Origin of the sequence: Aestuariivita sp. (assembly GCF_049276915.1) — a bacterium.
In the GTDB taxonomy this organism is placed as follows: Bacteria; Pseudomonadota; Alphaproteobacteria; order Rhodobacterales; family Rhodobacteraceae; genus Aestuariivita.
Map to the genome: position 1 here is coordinate 1 of NZ_JBASXK010000129.1, position 19,043 is coordinate 19,043.

Sequence of the window (19,043 nt, forward strand, 5' to 3'; positions counted from 1 at the left end):
CTAGCCCATGGTCCAGAACCGCAGGTGCGGCCTGAGTTTCCGTCGCGCGCCGGGAGTGCGTTCTGGCGGCTGAACCCGTTGATATGCTGATGCGTCGCAACCCCGCTATGAGCTGACACAAGGCAGCGGGCAGCGATGTCCGCTGCATGTCCGGATCGCACGTTGCCGGCACATCCCAAACGAAAACGGGGCACCGCTTTGGTGCCCCGTTCGTCTTTTCCAAGCGGCTTGGGCTTAGTTCTTGGCTTTGTCGACCATCTTGCCGGCAGAGATCCACGGCATCATGCCGCGCAGGTTTTCACCCACGGCTTCGATCTGATGCGCGTCGTTGATGCGGCGCGTACCCTTGAAGAAGGGCTGACCAACGGCGTTTTCGGTCATGAAGTCGCGCACGAATTTGCCGGTCTGAATGTCGGTCAGGATGGCTTTCATGCGTGCCTTGGTCTCGTCATAAGGCAGGACGCGTGGACCAGAGACATATTCGCCATACTCGGCCGTGTTCGAGATCGAATAGTTCATGTTGGCGATACCGCCTTCATAGATCAGATCGACGATCAGTTTGACCTCGTGCAGACATTCGAAATAGGCCATCTCGGGCGCATAGCCGGCCTCGACCAGTGTCTCAAAGCCCATACGGATCAGTTCGACCAGACCACCACACAGGACCGCCTGCTCACCGAACAGATCGGTTTCGCATTCCTCGCGGAAGTTCGTCTCGATGATGCCCGAGCGGCCGCCACCGATGGCCGAGCAATAAGACAGGCCGATTTCCAGAGCTTTGCCCGAGGAATCGTTGTGAACGGCCACAAGGCAGGGCACGCCGCCGCCTTTGGTGTATTCGCCGCGCACGGTGTGACCGGGGCCTTTGGGGGCCATCATGATCACGTCGACACCGGCTTTGGGCTCGATCAGGCCGAAATGCACGTTCAGACCATGGGCAAAGGCAATCGCGGCACCTTCGCGGATGTTGTCATGGACGTATTTCTTGTAGGTCTCGGCCTGCAGTTCATCGGGCATGGTGAACATGATCAGGTCGGCCCAGGCCGCCGCTTCGGCGATACCCATGACCTTGAGGCCTTCGCCTTCTGCTTTCTTGGCGCTGGCCGAACCGTCGCGCAGGGCCACGACAAGGTTCTTGGCACCGCTGTCGCGCAGGTTCAGCGCATGGGCATGGCCCTGGCTGCCATAGCCCAGAATGGCCACTTTCTTGTCCTTGATCAGGTTGATGTCGCAATCACGGTCATAATACACGCGCATGTTGGTCTCCTCTCGGGTGTCTGACTGAGGGCGGGTGTATCCCTGTCCGTGGCCGTGCAACAGACATGATGGGTATGAATCTTCCAGCAAAACTGATAAATCAATTCGTGATTAATCATATTCATGGAAGTTTCATGCTCAAAGACGAAGATCGCCGTATTCTGCGCTATCTGCAGTCCGATCCCACGCTCAGCCCGTCTGAACTGGCCGAGCGCTGCGGCCTGAGTGCGCAAAGCGTGGCGCGCCGGATCACGCGGCTTGAGGAAACCGGCATTCTCAAGGGGGTCACAGCGCGGATCGACTGGCAGAAACTGGGCTATGGCGTCGAGGTCTCGCTGCGCTTCACATTGGACAAGACACAGGGCAATGCGTTCGACGCCTTCGTCGAGGCGGCCCGCGCGGTGCCCGAAGTGCTTGAAATCCAGACCTTTCTGGGCCGTGTCGATGTACGCCTGTCGGTGATTGCGCGCGACATGGCGCATTACCAGCAGGTCTATCGCGACCGAATCCTGACTCTGCCCCATATCGCTGAGATCGAAGCGTTGATGCATGTGGCGCGCATCAAATCCGAAGAGGTCCTGCCGATATGAGCGATCTGGATGCGCTTGACCGCAAGCTGCTGGCGGCCCTGTCGCGGGATGCACGGCAATCGGCCGGAGCCTTGGCGCGCCGCTTTGGTGTGTCCCAGCCTGTGGCGTGGCGACGGATCAAGCGGCTGCGCGAGACCGGCATTCTGTCGGGACGCCGACTTGAGCTGGACGCCGACAGGCTGGGCTTTGGCGTGACGGTATTTCTGGGCGTGAAACTGGCCACCAAGGGACGTGTCAGCCTGCAGGATTTCGAAACCGCCGTCAGCGCCATCCCCGAAGTGCAGACCGTGGAACATGTCCTTGGGCTTTATGATTACCGCCTGCGCGTGGTGGCGCGCGATATACCCGATTTCGAACGCATCCTGCGCCGCCGCATCATGACCCTGCCCGGTGCCGGGGAGGTCGAGGCCAATGTGCTTCTGAGTGAAGAGCGTCGCCCCGGCCCCCTGGGTTAGTATCGGAGACAGGGGTTTCGCATCCGCAACACGCCTCAGTGGTGGTATGTGTCTGCATACCAACGTAGGCTTTGCCCATTGCCCTGCACAGCGCTAAGTCAGAAGCAACGTTTAGAAAGGATACCCCATGGCCGCATTGCTCGACACCGTTGACCCGCAGGGGCTCGAAGAATTTTCGGTCGTCTTCACCGACCGCTCGCTGAACCATATGTCCAAGGTGTTTCAGGGGGTGATGACCGATATCTCCGACATGCTCAAAGAGGTCTATAACGCCGATGGTGTGGCCGTGATCCCCGGCGGCGGAACCTTTGGCATGGAAGCCGTCGCGCGCCAGTTCGCGCGCGGGGCCAAGGTGCTCGCGGTGCGCAACGGCTGGTTTTCCTATCGCTGGAGCCAGATTTTCGAAAGCGGCGATCTGACCGCCTCGACAAGCGTGCTCAAGGCGCGCAGATCCGGCAACCAGAGCCAGTCGCCCTTTGCCCCGGCCCCGATCGAAGACGTGATCGCCACGATCCAATCGGAAAAACCCGATGTGGTCTTTGCGCCCCATGTGGAAACCAGCGCCGGCGTGATCCTGCCGGATGACTACATCACCGCCATGGCCGAGGCCGCCCATGAGGTGGGCGCGCTTATGGTTCTGGATTGCATCGCCTCGGGCTGTGTCTGGGTCGATATGAAAGCCACGGGCGTGGATGTACTGATCTCGGCCCCGCAAAAGGGCTGGAGCGCGCAGCCCTGCGCCGGTCTTGTGATGTTGTCCGACCGTGCCGAGGCGCGGCTGCAGGACACGACTTCGGACAGCTTTGCCATCGATCTGAAGAAATGGCGCGCGATCATGCAGACCTATGAGGACGGCGGGCATGCCTATCACGCCACGATGCCCACGGATGCGTTGCGCGCCTTTCGCGATACCATGATCGAAACCCGCGACTACGGTTTTGAAAAACTCAAGGCCGCCCAATGGGAACTGGGCAATGCGGTGCGCGCAATGATGGCCGAAAAGGGCATCACCTCGGTGGCCGCAGATGGCTTTGGCGCACCGGGTGTCGTGGTGTGTTACACGCGGGATCCCGATATCCAGACCGGCAAGAAATTCGCCGCCCAAGGCATGCAGATTGCCGCCGGCGTGCCGTTGCAATGTGACGAGCCTGACGACTACCGCAGCTTCCGCATCGGCCTTTTCGGTCTGGACAAGCTCTATGATGTCCAAGGCACCCTGGCCCGCCTGCGCCGGGTGGTGGACCAGGTTCTCTGAGGCTTCATCTTGCCTGAAATATTCCCGAGGTCCGGGGCAGCGCCCCGGTCCGGCGCGGATATTCAGCGCACACCAAGACCCATCTGCATCAGCGTCTTGCGCACCGGTGCCAGCGCATAAAGCGCATCCAGCCCCTTGGCGCGCAGGTCGCGCAACGGCTGCGCGCTGACCATCGAGGCGCGGTTCAGCAGGTCGATCCCCTGAACCCGCAGCCGCACATCGTTGTGACGGGCGCGGTGATAGGCCTCCAGCATCGCGCGATCCCCCAGACCCTCGGGGCGCGCCCGGGCCAGATCCAGCAGGCAGCGCAGATCGGCCAGTGACATGTTCAGTCCCTGAGCGCCGATGGGGGGCACGACATGGGCGGCTTCGGCCATCAGCGCCAGGCGTTCGCCGGACAAACGTTCGGCCTCCTGACTGATGATCGGCCAGATCGTGCGGCGCGAGGCCAGCGTCAGCGGGCCGAACAGGTGGCAGGACCGCTCGGACATGGCGGCCTCGAATGCGCCCGTGTCCAGGGCCAGAAGATCCTGCGCCTTGGGCCCTTCCTCCATCCAGACCACCGCCGAGGACGGACGGCCCTCGTGATCGGGCAGCGGCACCAGGGTGAACGGTCCTCCGGTGCGGTGGATTTCGGTCGAGACATTCTCATGCGGGATCGGGTGCGTGACCGCGAAGGCCAGCGCCTTTTGCCCGTATCGCCTGGTGTGCACGTCGATGCCCGCGGCGTCACGCATGGGCGATCCGCGTCCGTCACAGGCGATCACAAGCCGCGCACTGAGCCGCGTGCCGTCGCTCAGCCCCACGCGGGCCTCGCCCTCGCGGGTAAACAGGCTGCGCGTGCCGGTGCCGGGGCGGAAATCGACCGTGTCGAGGTCGCCCAGTCGCGCCACCAGTTCCCGGCGCAACAGCCAGTTGGGCAGGTTCCATCCAAAGGGCTGGTCCGAGATATCGGCGGCATTGAATTCCCGGACCACGCGGGGTTCGGCGATTTCGCCGCCCGCATCCACGATGCGCATGATCTGCAGCGGGGCCGCATAAGGGGCATAGCGCTCCCAGAGGCCGCTCTGCTCCAGCAGAGCGCGGGCGGGTTGCAGGATCGCCGTGGTGCGCAGGTCGGAATTCTCGGCGTCGCGCTCGGTGACGGGGGGCGTCGGATCAACGCAGATCACGCGAAAGCCCGCAGCGCCAAAGGTGGCTGCGGCTGTCAGACCGGCAACGCCGCCGCCTGAAATCAGGATGTCGCAATCAAAATCCATGTCCCTACCTCCTGTTCAAACTAACTAGGGCGCTGACGGGAGCAAGGCCAAGCGACATCCTGACGCCTGATCCATCAGCCCCAGGCGTAGACCACCAGCAGCACGAACATGCAGGGCACCAGCGCCAGGGCCGGCAGGTAGAGACCGGGCAGGCCAAACACCAGCGCCGCAGACATCCACAGGCTGACGAAGGCGATCAGCGCATACCAGATGGTATCCTTGTCGCCGAACATCAGATCGCGCGCGACCCATCCGATCACCGGAATGGCCAGAAACAGGCGCATCCAGAAAGGTTGGCGGGCGGGGATATGGGCGCCGGTCATCTCGGGCTCTCCTATGGGGTGCGATGGGCAGCAGATAGTCGCCATTTGCACGAAGGGGAGGGCCAGAGTGTCGCAATCTTTACGGATCAGGTCAGTATCTTCAGAAACGACGTGAGGTCATCGGTGTGGTGATGGATATGGTCCGCCTCGATCGGGTCTTCGGCCACGTGAACCGTGCGCATGCCCATCTCGTGCGGGGCGGCCAGGTTGCGCGGGTCATCCTCGAACATCGCGGCTTTGGCGGGCGTGATGCCGTCCTTGGCAAAGATCTCTTCAAAGGCGGCGCGTTCGGGTTTGGGGCGAAAGCCTGCATCTTCCACGCCATAGACCGCATCGAACAGACCGCTCAGGCCCCGTGCGGCAAGCACGCGCTCGGCGTAAGGGGCGGTGCCGTTGGTATAGACGATGCGCCGACCGGGCAGGGCGCGGATATGGGCGGCCAGATCGGCATCGACTTCGAGATGGTCAAGCGAGATGTCATGCACATCCAGCAGATAGGGGGCCGGGTCGACCTGATGCTCGCGCATCAATCCCGCCAGTGTGGTGCCATAGAGCTTCCAGTAGTGGTTGCGCAGGCGATCCGCTTCGGAGCGTTCGACCTTGAGCGCGTCCATGACGAACTGGGTCATCTTGACCTCGATCTGATCAAACAGCCGCGCGCGGGGAGGATAAAGGGTGTTGTCCAGATCGAACACCCATTGCGAGACATGTGAAAACGTATCTTTTACCATCCATCGGGTCCTAGAGCCTGCGCGATCCTTTTTCAATCACGGGCTTGATTGAAAAGCCGGGCAAGGGCTAAACAGGTGCATCCAGAGACAAATTTGCATGACGATGACACAGAGACAGCCCATCCAGACCGACGCCTACAGCATGATCCTCGAAGCGATTGATGTCGGGGATTACAAACCCGGTGATCGTCTGGTGGAAAGCGATCTGGCCGACAAGTTCGGCATGTCCCGCACGCCGATCCGCGAAGCCCTGCAACGGCTCGAGACGCAATCCCTTCTGGAGCGGGATGGGCGTTCGCTGATCGTGGCGTCGCTGGATCACAACCAGATGTCCGAGCTGTATATCGTGCGCCGTGAGCTGGAGGGCCTGGCTGCGCGGCTCGCCGCGCGCCATGCCACGCCCGAAGAGATACGTCTGCTGCGCGAGATGGTGATTGTCGATGATGCACTGGTGAACGATCCTGTGGCGCTGTCGCGGGCCAACCGGCGGTTTCACAAGCAGATTCATCTGGCCTCGCACAACCGCTATCTGGTGCAGCAGCTTGATCTGGTGCACCGCACCATGGCGCTGATGGCCACCACCTCGCTGGCGGCGCAAGGACGCGGACAAATCGCACAGGAAGAGCATGACGGCATCGTCAAGGCCATCGAGGCGCGCGACGAAGAGGCTGCCGACAAGGCGCTGCGCGATCATATCTCGATCGCCTTCATGACGCGGCTTCAGCAGGATGCGGATCGCCGCTAGTCCCGAGGTCGCCCTCAAGGGGCTTTGGCATCCGGATGGGATTGTCCGTGCTGGGTCTTGTCCCAGTAGAACGGTTTGACCAGCAGTTCATAAAGCGCCTTGTAACTGGCCAGAGCGCCCAGCGGAAAATAAAGCGGCATCGTCAGGGTCCAGGGGATCAGGAAGCGGTGCCGGGGCCCCGAGACCGCAAACAGCGCGATCCCCAGATTGACCAGTTCCGTGGTGATGAACAACGCCCCCACCAGCATCAGAAGATCGCCGCCAAAGGCCGTCAGGGTCGCATGGGGCAGGGCCAGCATATGCAGCCAGAAGGTCCACAGTACCGGAGCCAGCAGGAACTGGGACAGCGTGCCGACAAAGAAGGCCTGAAAGCCCAGGAACCTCTTCCAGCCCAGATCCGCCAGCAGGCGGCGCGGATGGCGCATATGCACGCAATAGGTCACCATGAAACCCTTGAGCCAGCGAGAGCGTTGCTTGACCCAGTGCCAGGGCCGGCAATTGGCTTCTTCGTGGGTCGCGGTTCCTATGACTTCGGTGCGATAGCCAAAGCGCGCGATGCGCACGCCCAGATCTGCGTCCTCGGTGACATTATGGGCATCCCACCCGCCCATCTCGTGGATCTTGTCACGCCTGAGAAACAGGGTGGTGCCGCCCAGCGGGATGACCAGCCCAAGGCGTGCAAGACCCGGCAGGATCACCCGGAACCAGCTTGCATATTCGATGGTGAAACAGCGCGAGATCCAGTTCGCGCGCGGATTGTAGTAATCCAATATCCCCTGCAGACAGGCGACATCCGGCGCGGCACGCGCGAAATGGGCGGCCACATGCTGGAGCTGATCAGGGGCGGGGGCGTCTTCGGCATCCCAGATCCCGATGAACTCGCCTCGGCAGAAATCCAGCGCATAGTTCAGCGCGCGCGGCTTGGTGGTGATGCCGCCGCCGTCCGGAACCTCGACCACCCGCATCCATGCCGGAAGATCACAGGCCGCAAGTGTTTCGCGGGTGAGGGTGTCCTTTTCCTCAAGCACCAGGATCACATCAAGCAGCACCTTGGGATAGGTCAGCCTTTGCAGTCGTCGCACCAGGGCCCCGGCCACTTCGGTTTCACGAAAGAGAGGTACCATGATCGAGATGCGCGGCCAGCGCCCCGCGCTGATGTGCGGGGCGGGGGGTGTTGCATGCACCTGATGGGCCAATTGGGTCAGCCCGGCCGAGAGTTTCAGCAGGGTGATCAGGAACAGACAGACCACCGCCAGCACACTGAGCGCCGAGATAGTGACCTGTGGTGCCAGGAGCGACGCAGTTGCCAAAAGGCACAGGATCAGAGCGATCGCTGCAATTTTCGCCGGGCCAAAGGCTGTCCAGTGACGGCAGCTGAATTCCGGCGCGGTGCGGGTTTGCGCGAATGCCGTCAACTCAGGTCGAAAAGTGTGCGCAAGCGCGTCGACGATCTGTTGATGCTTTGCCACCACGGCGATGATTTCGGGGAAACCGGCGGGCAGGTCGGCCCTGAGTGCCTCGATCCGGTCAGGACGTTCGCAGGCGATCAGCACGGTGTTGCCCAGCCGGACCCAGGGCAGGCAGGCATGGCGCAGCCAGATCGAGCGATGCGCAAGCTCGGCCAGCGTTGCATCCGCCGGCTCGCGCAGCAGGTCGACCTCGTAAAGCGCATTCTGCGCAGCCACCGCCTGCATGATATCGCCTTGCGAAATCAACCCTTGTGACATCAGGATCTCGCCCAGGGGGGCTTCTATATCCTCTTGAAGCTCAAGCGCATGGATCAGCTGAGCGGCGTTGATCTTGCCGGTCTCGACCAGGTGACGACCCAGTGGCCGCCTGAGGCGGTCGTCTGCATCCGGTCGGGTCGGAGCGTGCAGGTTCAGCCGCGCGTCGCTCATGATGTGCTGCCTCAGATAATCTCTGAAACAGCCATGCCAAGTCTTGGTTAATGAAGCGTAAAATTCGCCCCGAAGAATTTATGCGCGCGCGGCCATTGCCTCGGCAAACCGCTCGAACAGATAGAAACTGTCCTGTGGGCCGGGTGATGCCTCGGGGTGGTACTGCACCGAATAAACCGGGCGGTCAGTCATGCGGATCCCGCAGTTCGACCCGTCAAACAGCGAGCGATGCGTTTCCACGACCCCTTCGGGCAGCGTCTGTGCATCCACGGCAAAACCGTGGTTCATCGAGGTGATTTCGACCTTGCCGGTCTCCATGTCCTTGACCGGATGGTTGGCCCCGTGATGGCCGTGGTTCATCTTGACCGTGCGCGCGCCCAGAGCGAGGGCGAGCATCTGGTGTCCCAGACAGATACCAAAAACCGGCATGTCGCTTTGATCCAGCACCTCGCGGATCATCGGCACGGCATAGGCCCCGGTGGCTGCCGGATCGCCCGGACCGTTGGACAGAAACAAGCCGTCCGGCTGGTGAGACATCACATCCGCGGCCGTGGCGCTGGCGGGCAGAACGGTCACATCGCAGCCCGCACTTGCGAGGCAGCGCAGGATGTTGCGTTTCGCGCCATAGTCGATGGCGACGACCTTGAATTTGGGTTCGCTCTGCCGGGTGTAACCCTCGGGCCAGGCCCAGCGCATTTCATCCCAGCGATAGGATTGCGCACAAGTGACATCCTTGGCCAGATCCATGCCTTCCAGACCGGCAAAGCCGCGTGCGGCAGCTACAAGTGCTGCTATGTCGAAATTGCCCTCGGGGTCATGGGCCAGGGCGGCATGGGGCGCACCCTGCTGGCGGATCGCGCGGGTCAGACGCCGGGTGTCGATGCCACCGATCGCAATGCGTCCGCGCCGTTCCAGCCAGCTTTTCAGCTCTTCCGTGGCGCGCCAGTTCGAGGGCTGTGTCGGGTCCCATTTCACCACCATGCCGGCGGCGACGGGGTCTGCGGTTTCATCGTCATCGGGGTTTACGCCGGTGTTGCCGATATGCGGGAATGTGAAGGTCACGATCTGCCCGGCATAGGAGGGATCGGTCATGATCTCCTGGTACCCCGTCATCGCCGTGTTGAAGCAAAGTTCGGCCACGGTCTGGCCGGTAGCACCAAATCCGACCCCGTAAAACAGGGTCCCATCGGCGAGCGCCAGGCAGGCGGTGGGTTTGGTTTGGGCGGCGGGAGCCATGGCAGCACTCTCCTCTGGACGCAAATCTGCGCAGGTATAGGGCGACGCATGGGGCAAGGTCAAGTCTGCTGAAATATTGGTAGATCAAGCAAAAACAAATACTTACGTGGTGTCACCATTGGTTGAACTGTGCTTTTTCATTCGCTATGGTCGCGCATTCACGATCCAGGGGATGGAGCGAGACTTATGGACATGCGCACTCGGGTCAGCACGGCCCTGAAACAGGCGATGAAGGACAAGGCCGCGGATCGTCTGTCGACCCTGCGCCTGATCAATGCGGCCATCAAGGACAAGGATATCGAAGCCCGCGGCAGCGGCGATGAGGGCAGTGTCAGCGATGCCGAAGTCCTTGCGATCCTTGGAAAAATGACCAAGCAGCGGCAAGAGAGCGCGCGCGCCTATGAAGAGGGCGGGCGTGTGGACCTTGCCGAGCGGGAGCGCAGCGAGATCGAGATCATCGAAGAGTTCCTGCCGCGTCAGCTGAGCGAAGAAGAGGTCATTGCGGCCATTGATGCAGCCATTTCCGACAGCGGCGCGGATTCGATCCGCGACATGGGCAAGGTCATGGGCGCGTTGAAATCGGCCTATACTGGGCAAATGGATTTCGGTCTGGTCGGCCCGATGGTCAAGGACCGGCTTTGCGCGGGCTAGGGCGTCGCGCCTAGGCCTGCCGCAGCGCGCGGCTCAGTTCGTTGAAAAGTGCCACGCGTTCGTCTTCGGACAGGAACGCTCCGATTTCGACCTCGCGGCCATTGCCGGACAGGGTCACATAATGGGGCACGGGGCCGTCTTTCTCGTGCATCGACGGTTTGGCCCAGTACCGGTTGCAATCCCATTCCAGAACGTCTCCGCGCGGATTGCGCCGCAGCAGATGCGCCCTTTCGTCCGACAGGGTCAGCACTTCCATGATCTGGGCGTTGCGCCGCGAGCGGTTGAGCGCCAGCCAGATCCCGGCCAGTGCAGCCATCAGGAACGGCAGGATTCCCCAGAGCACGACCGAGCCAAGCAACGGCAAGAGCGGTATCAGCAACATCCCGAAGGTCACGCCGATGAACAGCACAAAGCCCTTTGGCGCCAGAGACTGATGCGGCCAAAGGTGCAATTCCTGCGCGTCCGGGCGCGTTTGTGATGCGATCCAGTTATAGGGCATGATGTTTCCTGATGTTGTTTCTAGCACCTGCCTGAAAGCTGTCGAGTGGCAAAACGCCGCTTTGGCGAGCTCGCGAAAAATTGGTGAAAATTCCTTGGAAACAAGCTGTTGAGTGAAACCCGGCCTTAAGTTCGCTTGGGGCAGTCTTGGCCCATGGGATAGAGGCCAATGACCCTTCAGTTCAATGCAGAAGATCGACAATTCGTGACGTCCACCGGGTCGAATGCGAACCCGACCGGACCGACGACTCCTTTTGATGGGCCGCCTGCTGCCTCGGTGGGGCTGGTGATCACTGCCAAGCCGGGCGATCCGGAGCCGCGTCTGTTCGAGATCGGGGATACCTATGACATCGCCTGGGCAGGCGGCGCGATTTCTGATGCCGAAGTCGTGCGCAGCGATGCGGTGGCCGAAGGGGGGATCATCGGCTTTTCCGGCACAGATCAGAATGGCGATCCTGCCTTTGTGCTCTGGACCCCGGATTTCGATCTCCAGAGCTGGTATGAAAGCGTCGGGGGGCGGGCCAGCTTCTTCACCTCGGATCAGCAGCAGGCCTATACCCATGGCTATGTCTGTTTCGCCGCCGAGGTGCGCGTCGCAACGCCTTATGGGTTGATGCCGGTTGGGAGCCTGCAACCGGGACACCGGGTGCTGACTCGGGACGCAGGCCCCCGAGTGCTGCGCTGGGTCGCGCGGCGCCGTGTGGTCGGGCAGGGCGCAGCCGCTCCGATCCTGTTCGAGGCCGGCAGCATCGGCAACGCGGCACCGCTCCGCCTGTCTCGGCAGCACCGCGTGTTGATATCCTCCAGCCGGGCGGAACTGTTGTTTGGATGCCCGGATGTCCTGGTGCCGGCCCGCGCCTTTGTGGGGATGGCCGGTGTGCGGATCGCGCCCTGCATGGCGGTTACATATGTGCATCTGCTGCTGGATCAGCATCACCTGCTGATTGCCGAAGCCGCGCTGTGCGAAAGCCTGTTCGTGGGCCCCGTCGCCGCGGATCGTCTGGGAGAGGATATCTGCATCCTCCCCAATGGCGAGGAAAGCGCGATCTGCCACGATCGCACCGCGCGTCCGGTTCTGACCTATTTGGAGGCGCGGATCCTGTTGGGGCTGTCCTGCGATGCGCGCCGGGCGGATGCTTTGGTCTGAGACACCCGCTGGGGCCTTGGCCAACGAAAAAGGCCCCGGCGGTGTGCCGGGGCCTTGTCTTGGTCTGTCATTCGCTTAATGCGCGTGCTTGATATCCCAGTCTTCCCGCTTTGGAAGCTGCTCGAACGTGTGTTCGGGCGGAGGGCTTGGCAGGGTCCATTCCAGCGTATCGGCGTATTCGTTCCAGGGGTTGTTCTCGGTGACGCGGGCCCCGCGCAACAGCGTGTAGGCCATGACACCGAAGAAGAACAGGAACGACGCAAAGGCCAGGAACGCGCCAATCGACGACCAGTAGTTCCAGAGCGCATAGGCCTCGGGATAGTCGATATAGCGGCGTGGCATGCCCTGACGACCCAGGAAGTGCTGCGGGAAGAACGTCAGGTTGGAACCGATGAACATTGACCAGAAGTGCAGCTTGCCTGCCCATTCGGGATACATCCGGCCGGACATCTTGGGCAGGTAGAAGTAGATACCTGCAAAGATCGCGAAGACCGCACCAAGGCTCATCACATAGTGGAAGTGTGCAACCACGTAATAGGTGTCGTGATAATACCGGTCCACAGCCGCCTGCGACAGCACGATGCCTGTGACGCCACCAACGGTGAACAGGAACAGGAAGCCGAAGGCCCAGAGCATGGGTGTCTTGAACTCGATGGAGCCGCCCCACATCGTGGCGATCCAGCTGAACACCTTCACCCCTGTGGGCACGGCGATCACCATCGTGGCCAGCATGAAGTAGGCTTGCTGGTTCAGCGACATGCCGACCGTGTACATGTGGTGCGCCCAGACGACAAAGCCCAGTGCGCCGATCGCGATGATCGCCCAGACCATCGGCAGATAGCCGAAGATGGGCTTGCGTGAGAAGGTCGCGATCACGTGGCTGATGATGCCAAAGCCGGGCAGAACGATGATATACACCTCGGGGTGACCGAAGAACCACAGAATGTGCTGATACAGTACGGGGTCCCCGCCACCGGCCGGATCAAAGAACGTAAAGCCAAAGTTACGATCCATCAGCAGCATGGTGATGGCACCCGCCAGTACCGGCAGCGCCAGAAGGATCAGCCAGGACGTCACGAAGATCGACCAGGAAAACAGTGGCACCTTGAACAGGGTCATGCCCGGAGCGCGCATGTTCAGGAACGTGGTGATCATGTTGATCGCGCCCAGGATCGAGCTGGCGCCCGAGACGTGCACGGCAAAGATCGCCAGGTCCATGGACCAGCCGGATTCGTTGGTCGACAGGGGCGGATACAGAACCCAACCCACACCCGAGCCCATCTGGCCATTGCCACCCGGAGCCAGGATCGACGCAACCGCCAGCGATGTGCCGGCGACATAGAGCCAGTAGCTGAGGTTGTTCATCCGCGGGAAGGCCATGTCAGGCGCACCGATCTGAAGCGGCATGAAATAGTTGCCGAAGCCCCCGAACAAGGCCGGAATCACCACGAAGAACATCATCAGGATGCCGTGTCCGGTGATCAGAACGTTCCACAAATGCCCGTTGGGCGTACATTCGCTTGAAGCGTCCGCGATCAGGCGCGCGCCCTCAAGACACATGTACTGAACGCCGGGTTCCATAAGTTCGAGCCGCATGTAAACGGTGAATGCCACGGCCACGAAACCAACCAGTGCAGACGTGATCAGGTAGAGAATCCCGATGTCCTTGTGGTTGGTCGACATGAACCATCGCGTGAAAAAGCCGCGCTGGTCTTCGTGCTCATGGCCGTGAATGGCTGCGTCTGCCATTTTGGTAGCCTCCTGCTAGATGAGTTACTTGCACGGGTTCCCTCACGCACAAGTCATTGGCAGCCGTTCTAGAATGTCAGAGCAGGCCCTTCAATGGGCGATGTCCAACTTGACCAAGATAAATGGCCGCACCCCCTTGGAAGCTCGCGCGCACCGAGGCGGGGCAACCAGAAGGCCGCGCAACCTGTTCATCCTGGCCCAGGGCGCGGCTGTGCTTGACGCCCAAGGCGCATCGCCTCAAAAGGTTGGAACCAGCACAGCACCAAGGGGCCAGGCATGAGCGCGTATGACACAGACAACATCTTTGCCAAGATTCTGCGCGGCGAGATCCCGGCGATCCGTCTTTACGAGGACGAGGACACGCTGTGTTTCATGGACATCATGCCCCGCGCCGATGGTCATTGCCTGGTGATTCCCAAATCGCCCTGTCGCAACGTTCTGGATGCCACACCCGAGCAATTGGCCGCGGTGATCAAGACCGTCCAGATCATGTCCCACGCGGTGATGTCGGCGTTTGACGCGGATGGCGTGACGCTTCAGCAATTCAACGAGGCGGCAGGCGGTCAGGAGGTATTTCATCTGCATTTCCACGTTTTACCGCGCCATGCCGGGCTAAGCATGCGCCCACCCGGCACCATGGCCGAGATGGATGTGCTGCAGGCCCATGCCGAGAAGATCCGCGCGGCGCTGGGCTGAAACCGGGGACTCAGGCGGGGGCATTGCGGCCCATGCGGGCCTCGAACGAGGTTTTGAGCGCGACATCCAGATCATCCATCGTGACCGGCAGGCCAAGATCGACAAGACTGGTCACGCCGTAATCGGTGATTCCGCAGGGGATGATTCCGGAAAAATGCTCAAGCTCGGGTTCGACATTGATCGAGAGCCCGTGAAAACTGATCCAGCGGCGCAAGCGGATACCGATGGCCGCTATCTTGTCCTCGGCCATGCGGCCATCGGAGAGGGGAGGGCGCTCGGGGCGCTCGATCCAGACACCGACGCGGCCGGGGCGCACATGCCCTGTCAGTCCGAACTGACCCAGCGTGTCGATCACCCAGCCTTCCAGGGCGGCGACAAAGGCGCGCACGTCCCGTCCGCGCCGGTTGAGATCGAGCATGACATAGACCACGCGCTGGCCCGGACCGTGATAGGTGTATTGCCCGCCGCGATGGGCCTCGTAGACAGGGAATCGGTCGGGATCGGTCAGATCGGCGGGCTTTGCGCTGGTTCCGGCGGTGTAGAGCGGCGGATGTTCGAGCAACCAGATGGCTTCATTGGCCTGCCCTGCATGGATCTCGGCCACCCGCTTTTCCATGAAGAAAACCGCGTCTTCATAGGGGGTTAACCCGTCTGTGACGATCCAGTCGACCATCTGTTGATTTGCCCTTTGCGCTGTTTCCTGCCGAAGCGTGCCCGCAATCACCTGCATGGTAATGCGATTCGTGTGCCAAACTGTGGTATACTCGTTTCTTTAGGGAGAATTGCCATGCTTTCAAAAACCGTTTCAACAGCCCTTGTCGCCGCTGCCCTGGCGTTTTCACCTGCGTCCAAAGCTGCCGCAGACGCGGGCGATTTCGTCGCCGGCGCGCTGATCGGCGGAGTGGTGGGCCATGCGCTGACCAAGGAGTCCCAGCGCAAGAAGACCCAGACAACCACCACAACCAGATCCAGCGCGCGCAGCACGATCCCCTCGACCACACAGGGGCGCGAGATTCAGTCCTCGCTCAACTATTTCGGCTTCAATGCTGGGGGCGTGGACGGACAGCTTGGTCGCAGATCGCGTGAAGCGGTCGCGCGCTATCAGGTCTATATGGGCTATCCTGCCACCGGCCAGTTGACCGTTCTGGAAGAGGACATCCTGCTGACATCCTATAACCGTGCCCAGCTTGGCAGCTTTGAGGTGACCCAGCAGATGGCGACCCATCCGGATGGTGCGCGCGGCCTGCTCAAGACCTATCGCACCGAGCTTGCCGGGGGGACGACTCAGACCCTGCCGCAAACGGCCGCGGCTCTGCCGAATCTGGGGGTGACGGCGGCCAGCAGCGCAACCGGCCTGCCCAACTTCCAGGCCTTGCCGCTGACGACATCGCTTGCGGCGCATTGTAACTCGGTTTCTTTGGTCACAACCAGCAATGGCGGCTATACCAATGCCGCAACCATGACGGATCCCGATCTGGTGCTGAATGAGCAGTTCTGCCTTGCCCGCACCTATGCCATTGAAAACAGCCAGCGTCTGGCGGCGCAGGTTCCGGGTCTTACCCCGGATCAGATCGCCCAACAATGCGAAGGCCTTGCTCCGACGATGGCAAGCTATGTGACCCAGCTTCCTTCGACGTCCCAGGCCAATGTCAATCAGGAGGTACAAGCGTTCATCTCTTCGACCGGCATGTCACTGGATCAGCTGCGCGGCACAGGCAAAATCTGCCTTGGCGTGGGCTATCGCACGGACAACATGTCCGTGGCGCTTGGCTCGGCCTTGCTGCTTGTCGGTGTGGGCGAGGGGGCTTACGCCGAGCTTGTGGGCCACCACCTGATGCGTGGCTATGGCGTTGCGCCTTCCCGGGCGATGGCCAATGAGTGGTTCGATCGCAGCTTCAACGCGCTTTCGGGCGGCGTTGTGCCTGTCTTCAATCCCGGAGAGCCGGGTCGTACTGCCCTGCTGCAGCAGGCTGTCGCCCAGTCGAACTGAACACTCCACGCCTGTGAAAGGCGCATCAGACCGGCCTTTTGCCAAAGGCCGGTTTTTTGCATCCCACGTCAGAAAACCTCTTTTCTTCGTGCCTTGGCTTCGCTACATGCCTGTCACACCAAGTCAGACAGTGCGGTCGTGGCGGAATTGGTAGACGCGCAGCGTTGAGGTCGCTGTGGGGTAACACCCGTGGAGGTTCGAGTCCTCTCGACCGCACCAACTAATTTAAAAAAATTTCTATAAAATCAGAACGTTATCCGGGATAATGGCAATTATATCCCCCATTTAATCCCCCGTTTTTCTGACGGTAAGCCGCCCATCGAGCCTTCTGTGCCGCCACTATCCGCGCGCGACCTTCGTCCGTCTTGGGTCCAGTGCTAAGGCCGCCGTGAAAATGGCACCTATCCCGCCCAGGTTCGAACTTGGAACGGCACGGCTGGCTCTTCCGGGTCTTGGCACCGCAGACGACGCGACCATAGGCTATACGTCCACACATGACACCACCCGAGGGTGGCCCGGTGGGTCTGAGCTTGTTCGGTGCTCCGCTGCAGGACCGGCAACTGATCGCGCTGGCGGAGGCTGCCGGGCTTGGCGGGGCCTTCTAGTCCGGCTTGGGGATGGCGTCGCAGCTGAGGCAGTAGTCGAAGATATCGCCAGCTTGCGTCAGCCAGATGTCGTCGCGATGGCTGCAAATATGCTGCAAGACCCCGCGCAGCGCGCGCAGCCGAAAGGGCTGGCCGACCAGATAGGGATGCAGCGCGATCCCCATGACCAGCGGCTGATGTACCGATTGCTCCAGCATCTCATCGAAGTTGTCGCGCACCATGTCGGCAAAAGCCTGCGCGCCATCCTTGCGCGCCACGATCGACGGAATGTCGTTGGCCTCCTGCGGGTAAGGAATGGACAAGAGCGGACCGTGCTTTGTGCGCATCCAGACCGGTTGATCGTCCATAGCCCAATTCAACGTGTAGCCGTAACCGGCTGCCTTCAGCAGGTCCGGGGTGGCATGGCTCTCAGCGATCCAGGGCGACAGCCAGCCCTTGGGTGGGGTGCCGTTGGCCTGTGTCAGCACCTCGGTCGCCTCCGCGATCAGGTTAGCTTCATCGGCTTCCGGCAGCACGCTTTGTCGTTCGGCATTGGTGCGCCCATGGCCCACCACCTCATCCCCGCGCGCGCTGTAGGCTGCCATCAGGTCGGGGGCGTAGTCATACATGGCGGAATTGGCGAGCACGCTGACCGGCATGTCCAAGGCATCGAACATGTCCCGCATCCGCCACGCGCCGACCCGGTTGCCGTAATCGCGCCACGCGTAATTCAGGATGTCCGGCTGTGGCCCGCCCGGGGCAAGCTCAGCCCCGAGCCTTTCGCCGAAAGCGAAATGTTCGAGGTTGAGGCCAATATACAACGCCAGCCGTTTGCCACCCGGCCATGAATAGTCCGGGCGGTTGGTGATGGCGCTGTAGTCGTAGCGCCCGTGGGTCGTCAGTTTCGTCAAAGAGGGGCCTCCGCAAGCCCGGCCTTGTCGAGCAGGATCTCTGCGCTGTCGTTCCAGACCTGTGTGCTGACGATCTTTCCGTCGCGGATGACGAAAATGTCGATACAGCGGTTGGTCTCGAACGTGCTTCCATCCTTCCACTCGCCGAAAAGGTAGCCGGTATTGTAGACATGCACGTCACCGCTCTCCGGGTCCAGTGCTGCGTCGGTGCGCAGGAATTTCTTTTTCACCCACGCATAGCGCTTGGCATTGAACGCCGTGCAGTCGGCTGGAGCGGAGAACTGCCGCCCACCCGTGAAGGTGAGGGTGAGGCCGTCGGCGACATAGTGTGCAGCCCCTTCCGGGTCGGGCACCATCGAGCGCTCGAGATAGGCTTCCACGATGGCTTTTGCGGCGGCGACGGGATCAGTGCGAATATCCATGCTTTCTCCTTTGGGCAGAGTGCTGAGACGAAACATGCGCCCCGGAGCGGTCCGGAGCGCATGCTGGCGTCGTCAGTCTGGTTCAGTTGATGATGACTTCGAGCTTGCGCTCTTCGACCGGGGGCAAGAAGGAACGGTCGAAGATTTCGGAAGCCTCCGGCAGGGTGTCGAGACCGTAGCCTTCCGCAATCAGCGCGATGGAGCGGGTCAGACGGGCGTCCACCAAGTCGCCGATACCGGTTTCCGCCGTTTCGGGGTGGTTCATGAGCTTGGTCAGCGCGAATTCGAGGCGGGCACGTTCAAGATCGGGGTTGACGAGGTTGTCGAAGGCCACAATCGCTTCGACCGCGTCATCTTGGTTCTTGGTGATCTCCATGGTCGCCTTGGTCACGGCGCGCACGAGCCCCGCCACGGCCTCGGGGTTTTCGGCCAGCAATTCACGAGAGACCATCATGCCGTTTGAATAGAGGTCCATACCGTAATCTTCATAGTTCAGCCAGGTGAAGTCTTCCGCCGGATCCTTGCGGTTGGCGATCAGGTTGAACCAGCTGGACACGGTGAAGGTAATGGTTGGCGAACCCCTGCAGGCCGACCTGAGCCAGCAGCGCATGAACCCTGTCACGGTAAGCACCTGTCTTGTCCTGCC

21 protein-coding genes and 1 tRNA gene are annotated in these 19,043 nt (G+C 61.4%); 9 read left to right on the forward strand and 13 right to left on the reverse strand.

The window, feature by feature from the left end:
- Positions 1–234 precede the first annotated feature (234 nt).
- Complete coding sequence (gene ilvC, locus WAO69_RS13880; RefSeq protein WP_422180132.1) at positions 235–1,257, reverse strand: ketol-acid reductoisomerase; 1,023 nt, start codon at positions 1,255–1,257, stop codon at positions 235–237.
- 134 nt (positions 1,258–1,391) lie between these two features.
- On the opposite strand from ilvC, the gene WAO69_RS13885 reads away from it, so the two are divergent.
- From WAO69_RS13885 to WAO69_RS13895, 3 genes are all read left to right on the forward strand, one after another.
- The gene (locus WAO69_RS13885) at positions 1,392–1,847 is read left to right on the forward strand and encodes an Lrp/AsnC family transcriptional regulator (RefSeq protein WP_422180134.1); all 456 of its coding nucleotides are present in this window, start codon (positions 1,392–1,394) and stop codon (positions 1,845–1,847) included.
- Positions 1,844–2,302 carry an Lrp/AsnC family transcriptional regulator gene (locus tag WAO69_RS13890; RefSeq protein ID WP_422180136.1) on the forward strand — a complete coding sequence of 153 codons (459 nt, stop codon included), beginning with the start codon at positions 1,844–1,846 and terminating at the stop codon, positions 2,300–2,302. The genes WAO69_RS13885 and WAO69_RS13890 overlap by 4 nt, the downstream gene beginning before the upstream one ends.
- A gap of 127 nt (positions 2,303–2,429) precedes the next feature.
- Complete coding sequence (locus WAO69_RS13895) at positions 2,430–3,557, forward strand: aminotransferase class V-fold PLP-dependent enzyme (protein WP_422180138.1); 1,128 nt, start codon at positions 2,430–2,432, stop codon at positions 3,555–3,557.
- A 62-nt stretch (positions 3,558–3,619) separates the two neighbouring features.
- Here WAO69_RS13895 and WAO69_RS13900 read toward each other — a convergent pair whose 3' ends face one another.
- The 3 genes from WAO69_RS13900 to WAO69_RS13910 all read right to left on the reverse strand — a co-directional run bounded on the left by WAO69_RS13900 (position 3,620) and on the right by WAO69_RS13910 (position 5,870).
- Entirely contained in the window at positions 3,620–4,816 is a 1,197-nt protein-coding gene (locus tag WAO69_RS13900; protein WP_422180140.1) for a UbiH/UbiF family hydroxylase, read from the reverse strand.
- A gap of 74 nt (positions 4,817–4,890) precedes the next feature.
- On the reverse strand, positions 4,891–5,139 hold the full coding sequence (locus WAO69_RS13905; protein ID WP_422180142.1) for a hypothetical protein: 249 nt from the start codon (positions 5,137–5,139) through the stop codon (positions 4,891–4,893).
- An 86-nt stretch (positions 5,140–5,225) separates the two neighbouring features.
- Entirely contained in the window at positions 5,226–5,870 is a 645-nt protein-coding gene (locus WAO69_RS13910) for a pyrimidine 5'-nucleotidase (RefSeq protein WP_422180144.1), read from the reverse strand.
- A gap of 103 nt (positions 5,871–5,973) precedes the next feature.
- Here WAO69_RS13910 and WAO69_RS13915 point away from each other — a divergent pair, with 103 nt between their 5' ends.
- A complete protein-coding gene (locus tag WAO69_RS13915; protein ID WP_422180146.1) occupies positions 5,974–6,615 on the forward strand; it encodes a GntR family transcriptional regulator in 642 nt (213 codons plus the stop codon).
- 14 nt (positions 6,616–6,629) lie between these two features.
- On the opposite strand, the gene WAO69_RS13920 is transcribed toward WAO69_RS13915, so the two are convergent.
- Positions 6,630–8,513, reverse strand: a complete 1,884-nt coding sequence (locus WAO69_RS13920; RefSeq protein ID WP_422180149.1) for a glycosyltransferase family 2 protein — start codon at positions 8,511–8,513, stop codon at positions 6,630–6,632.
- Between the two features lie 78 nt (positions 8,514–8,591).
- Positions 8,592–9,749, reverse strand: a complete 1,158-nt coding sequence (gene carA, locus WAO69_RS13925) for a glutamine-hydrolyzing carbamoyl-phosphate synthase small subunit (RefSeq protein ID WP_422180151.1) — start codon at positions 9,747–9,749, stop codon at positions 8,592–8,594.
- A gap of 186 nt (positions 9,750–9,935) precedes the next feature.
- Between carA and WAO69_RS13930 the strand changes: the two genes are divergently transcribed.
- Positions 9,936–10,400, forward strand: a complete 465-nt coding sequence (locus tag WAO69_RS13930; RefSeq protein ID WP_422180153.1) for a GatB/YqeY domain-containing protein — start codon at positions 9,936–9,938, stop codon at positions 10,398–10,400.
- A 10-nt stretch (positions 10,401–10,410) separates the two neighbouring features.
- Here the strand turns inward: WAO69_RS13930 and WAO69_RS13935 are convergent, their stop codons facing one another.
- Entirely contained in the window at positions 10,411–10,899 is a 489-nt protein-coding gene (locus WAO69_RS13935; RefSeq protein WP_422180155.1) for a DUF2244 domain-containing protein, read from the reverse strand.
- A gap of 168 nt (positions 10,900–11,067) precedes the next feature.
- Here WAO69_RS13935 and WAO69_RS13940 point away from each other — a divergent pair, with 168 nt between their 5' ends.
- Positions 11,068–12,045 (forward strand): Hint domain-containing protein, encoded by a 978-nt coding sequence (locus WAO69_RS13940; protein WP_422180157.1) that lies wholly within the window; start codon positions 11,068–11,070, stop codon positions 12,043–12,045.
- Between the two features lie 75 nt (positions 12,046–12,120).
- On the opposite strand, the gene ctaD is transcribed toward WAO69_RS13940, so the two are convergent.
- Positions 12,121–13,794 (reverse strand): cytochrome c oxidase subunit I, encoded by a 1,674-nt coding sequence (ctaD, locus tag WAO69_RS13945; RefSeq protein ID WP_422180159.1) that lies wholly within the window; start codon positions 13,792–13,794, stop codon positions 12,121–12,123.
- Between the two features lie 276 nt (positions 13,795–14,070).
- On the opposite strand from ctaD, the gene WAO69_RS13950 reads away from it, so the two are divergent.
- On the forward strand, positions 14,071–14,490 hold the full coding sequence (locus WAO69_RS13950; RefSeq protein WP_422180161.1) for an HIT family protein: 420 nt from the start codon (positions 14,071–14,073) through the stop codon (positions 14,488–14,490).
- Between the two features lie 10 nt (positions 14,491–14,500).
- On the opposite strand, the gene lipB is transcribed toward WAO69_RS13950, so the two are convergent.
- Positions 14,501–15,220 (reverse strand): lipoyl(octanoyl) transferase LipB, encoded by a 720-nt coding sequence (lipB, locus tag WAO69_RS13955; protein WP_422180163.1) that lies wholly within the window; start codon positions 15,218–15,220, stop codon positions 14,501–14,503.
- A gap of 57 nt (positions 15,221–15,277) precedes the next feature.
- On the opposite strand from lipB, the gene WAO69_RS13960 reads away from it, so the two are divergent.
- Complete coding sequence (locus WAO69_RS13960) at positions 15,278–16,480, forward strand: peptidoglycan-binding domain-containing protein (protein WP_422180164.1); 1,203 nt, start codon at positions 15,278–15,280, stop codon at positions 16,478–16,480.
- A 132-nt stretch (positions 16,481–16,612) separates the two neighbouring features.
- A tRNA-Leu gene (locus WAO69_RS13965) sits at positions 16,613–16,699 on the forward strand.
- A gap of 34 nt (positions 16,700–16,733) precedes the next feature.
- Here the strand turns inward: WAO69_RS13965 and WAO69_RS13970 are convergent.
- The 4 genes from WAO69_RS13970 to WAO69_RS13985 all read right to left on the reverse strand — a co-directional run.
- Complete coding sequence (locus WAO69_RS13970) at positions 16,734–16,976, reverse strand: HGGxSTG domain-containing protein (RefSeq protein ID WP_422180166.1); 243 nt, start codon at positions 16,974–16,976, stop codon at positions 16,734–16,736.
- A 105-nt stretch (positions 16,977–17,081) separates the two neighbouring features.
- Positions 17,082–17,975 carry a polysaccharide deacetylase family protein gene (locus WAO69_RS13975; RefSeq protein ID WP_422180168.1) on the reverse strand — a complete coding sequence of 298 codons (894 nt, stop codon included), beginning with the start codon at positions 17,973–17,975 and terminating at the stop codon, positions 17,082–17,084.
- Positions 17,972–18,397, reverse strand: coding sequence for a nuclear transport factor 2 family protein (locus tag WAO69_RS13980; protein WP_422180170.1), 426 nt, complete (start codon positions 18,395–18,397; stop codon positions 17,972–17,974). Before WAO69_RS13980 ends, WAO69_RS13975 begins: the two co-directional genes overlap by 4 nt.
- Positions 18,398–18,479: 82 nt before the next feature.
- Positions 18,480–19,043 (reverse strand): ABC transporter substrate-binding protein (locus WAO69_RS13985; protein ID WP_422180172.1); only part of this gene is annotated, 564 nt, incomplete at its 5' end.

Coding starts and splice junctions, on each gene's coding strand:
- WAO69_RS13900 (WP_422180140.1), bottom strand. CDS start 4,816: ATGGATTTTGATTGCGACATCCTGATTTCAGGCGGCGGCGTTGCCGGT.
- WAO69_RS13960 (WP_422180164.1), top strand. CDS start 15,278: ATGCTTTCAAAAACCGTTTCAACAGCCCTTGTCGCCGCTGCCCTGGCG.
- ilvC (WP_422180132.1), bottom strand. CDS start 1,257: ATGCGCGTGTATTATGACCGTGATTGCGACATCAACCTGATCAAGGAC.
- WAO69_RS13910 (WP_422180144.1), bottom strand. CDS start 5,870: ATGGTAAAAGATACGTTTTCACATGTCTCGCAATGGGTGTTCGATCTG.
- WAO69_RS13915 (WP_422180146.1), top strand. CDS start 5,974: ATGACACAGAGACAGCCCATCCAGACCGACGCCTACAGCATGATCCTC.
- WAO69_RS13920 (WP_422180149.1), bottom strand. CDS start 8,513: ATGAGCGACGCGCGGCTGAACCTGCACGCTCCGACCCGACCGGATGCA.
- WAO69_RS13970 (WP_422180166.1), bottom strand. CDS start 16,976: ATGTGTGGACGTATAGCCTATGGTCGCGTCGTCTGCGGTGCCAAGACC.
- lipB (WP_422180163.1), bottom strand. CDS start 15,220: ATGCAGGTGATTGCGGGCACGCTTCGGCAGGAAACAGCGCAAAGGGCA.
- WAO69_RS13905 (WP_422180142.1), bottom strand. CDS start 5,139: ATGACCGGCGCCCATATCCCCGCCCGCCAACCTTTCTGGATGCGCCTG.
- WAO69_RS13935 (WP_422180155.1), bottom strand. CDS start 10,899: ATGCCCTATAACTGGATCGCATCACAAACGCGCCCGGACGCGCAGGAA.
- WAO69_RS13950 (WP_422180161.1), top strand. CDS start 14,071: ATGAGCGCGTATGACACAGACAACATCTTTGCCAAGATTCTGCGCGGC.
- WAO69_RS13980 (WP_422180170.1), bottom strand. CDS start 18,397: ATGGATATTCGCACTGATCCCGTCGCCGCCGCAAAAGCCATCGTGGAA.
- ctaD (WP_422180159.1), bottom strand. CDS start 13,794: ATGGCAGACGCAGCCATTCACGGCCATGAGCACGAAGACCAGCGCGGC.
- WAO69_RS13930 (WP_422180153.1), top strand. CDS start 9,936: ATGGACATGCGCACTCGGGTCAGCACGGCCCTGAAACAGGCGATGAAG.
- WAO69_RS13890 (WP_422180136.1), top strand. CDS start 1,844: ATGAGCGATCTGGATGCGCTTGACCGCAAGCTGCTGGCGGCCCTGTCG.
- carA (WP_422180151.1), bottom strand. CDS start 9,749: ATGGCTCCCGCCGCCCAAACCAAACCCACCGCCTGCCTGGCGCTCGCC.
- WAO69_RS13885 (WP_422180134.1), top strand. CDS start 1,392: ATGCTCAAAGACGAAGATCGCCGTATTCTGCGCTATCTGCAGTCCGAT.
- WAO69_RS13940 (WP_422180157.1), top strand. CDS start 11,068: ATGACCCTTCAGTTCAATGCAGAAGATCGACAATTCGTGACGTCCACC.
- WAO69_RS13895 (WP_422180138.1), top strand. CDS start 2,430: ATGGCCGCATTGCTCGACACCGTTGACCCGCAGGGGCTCGAAGAATTT.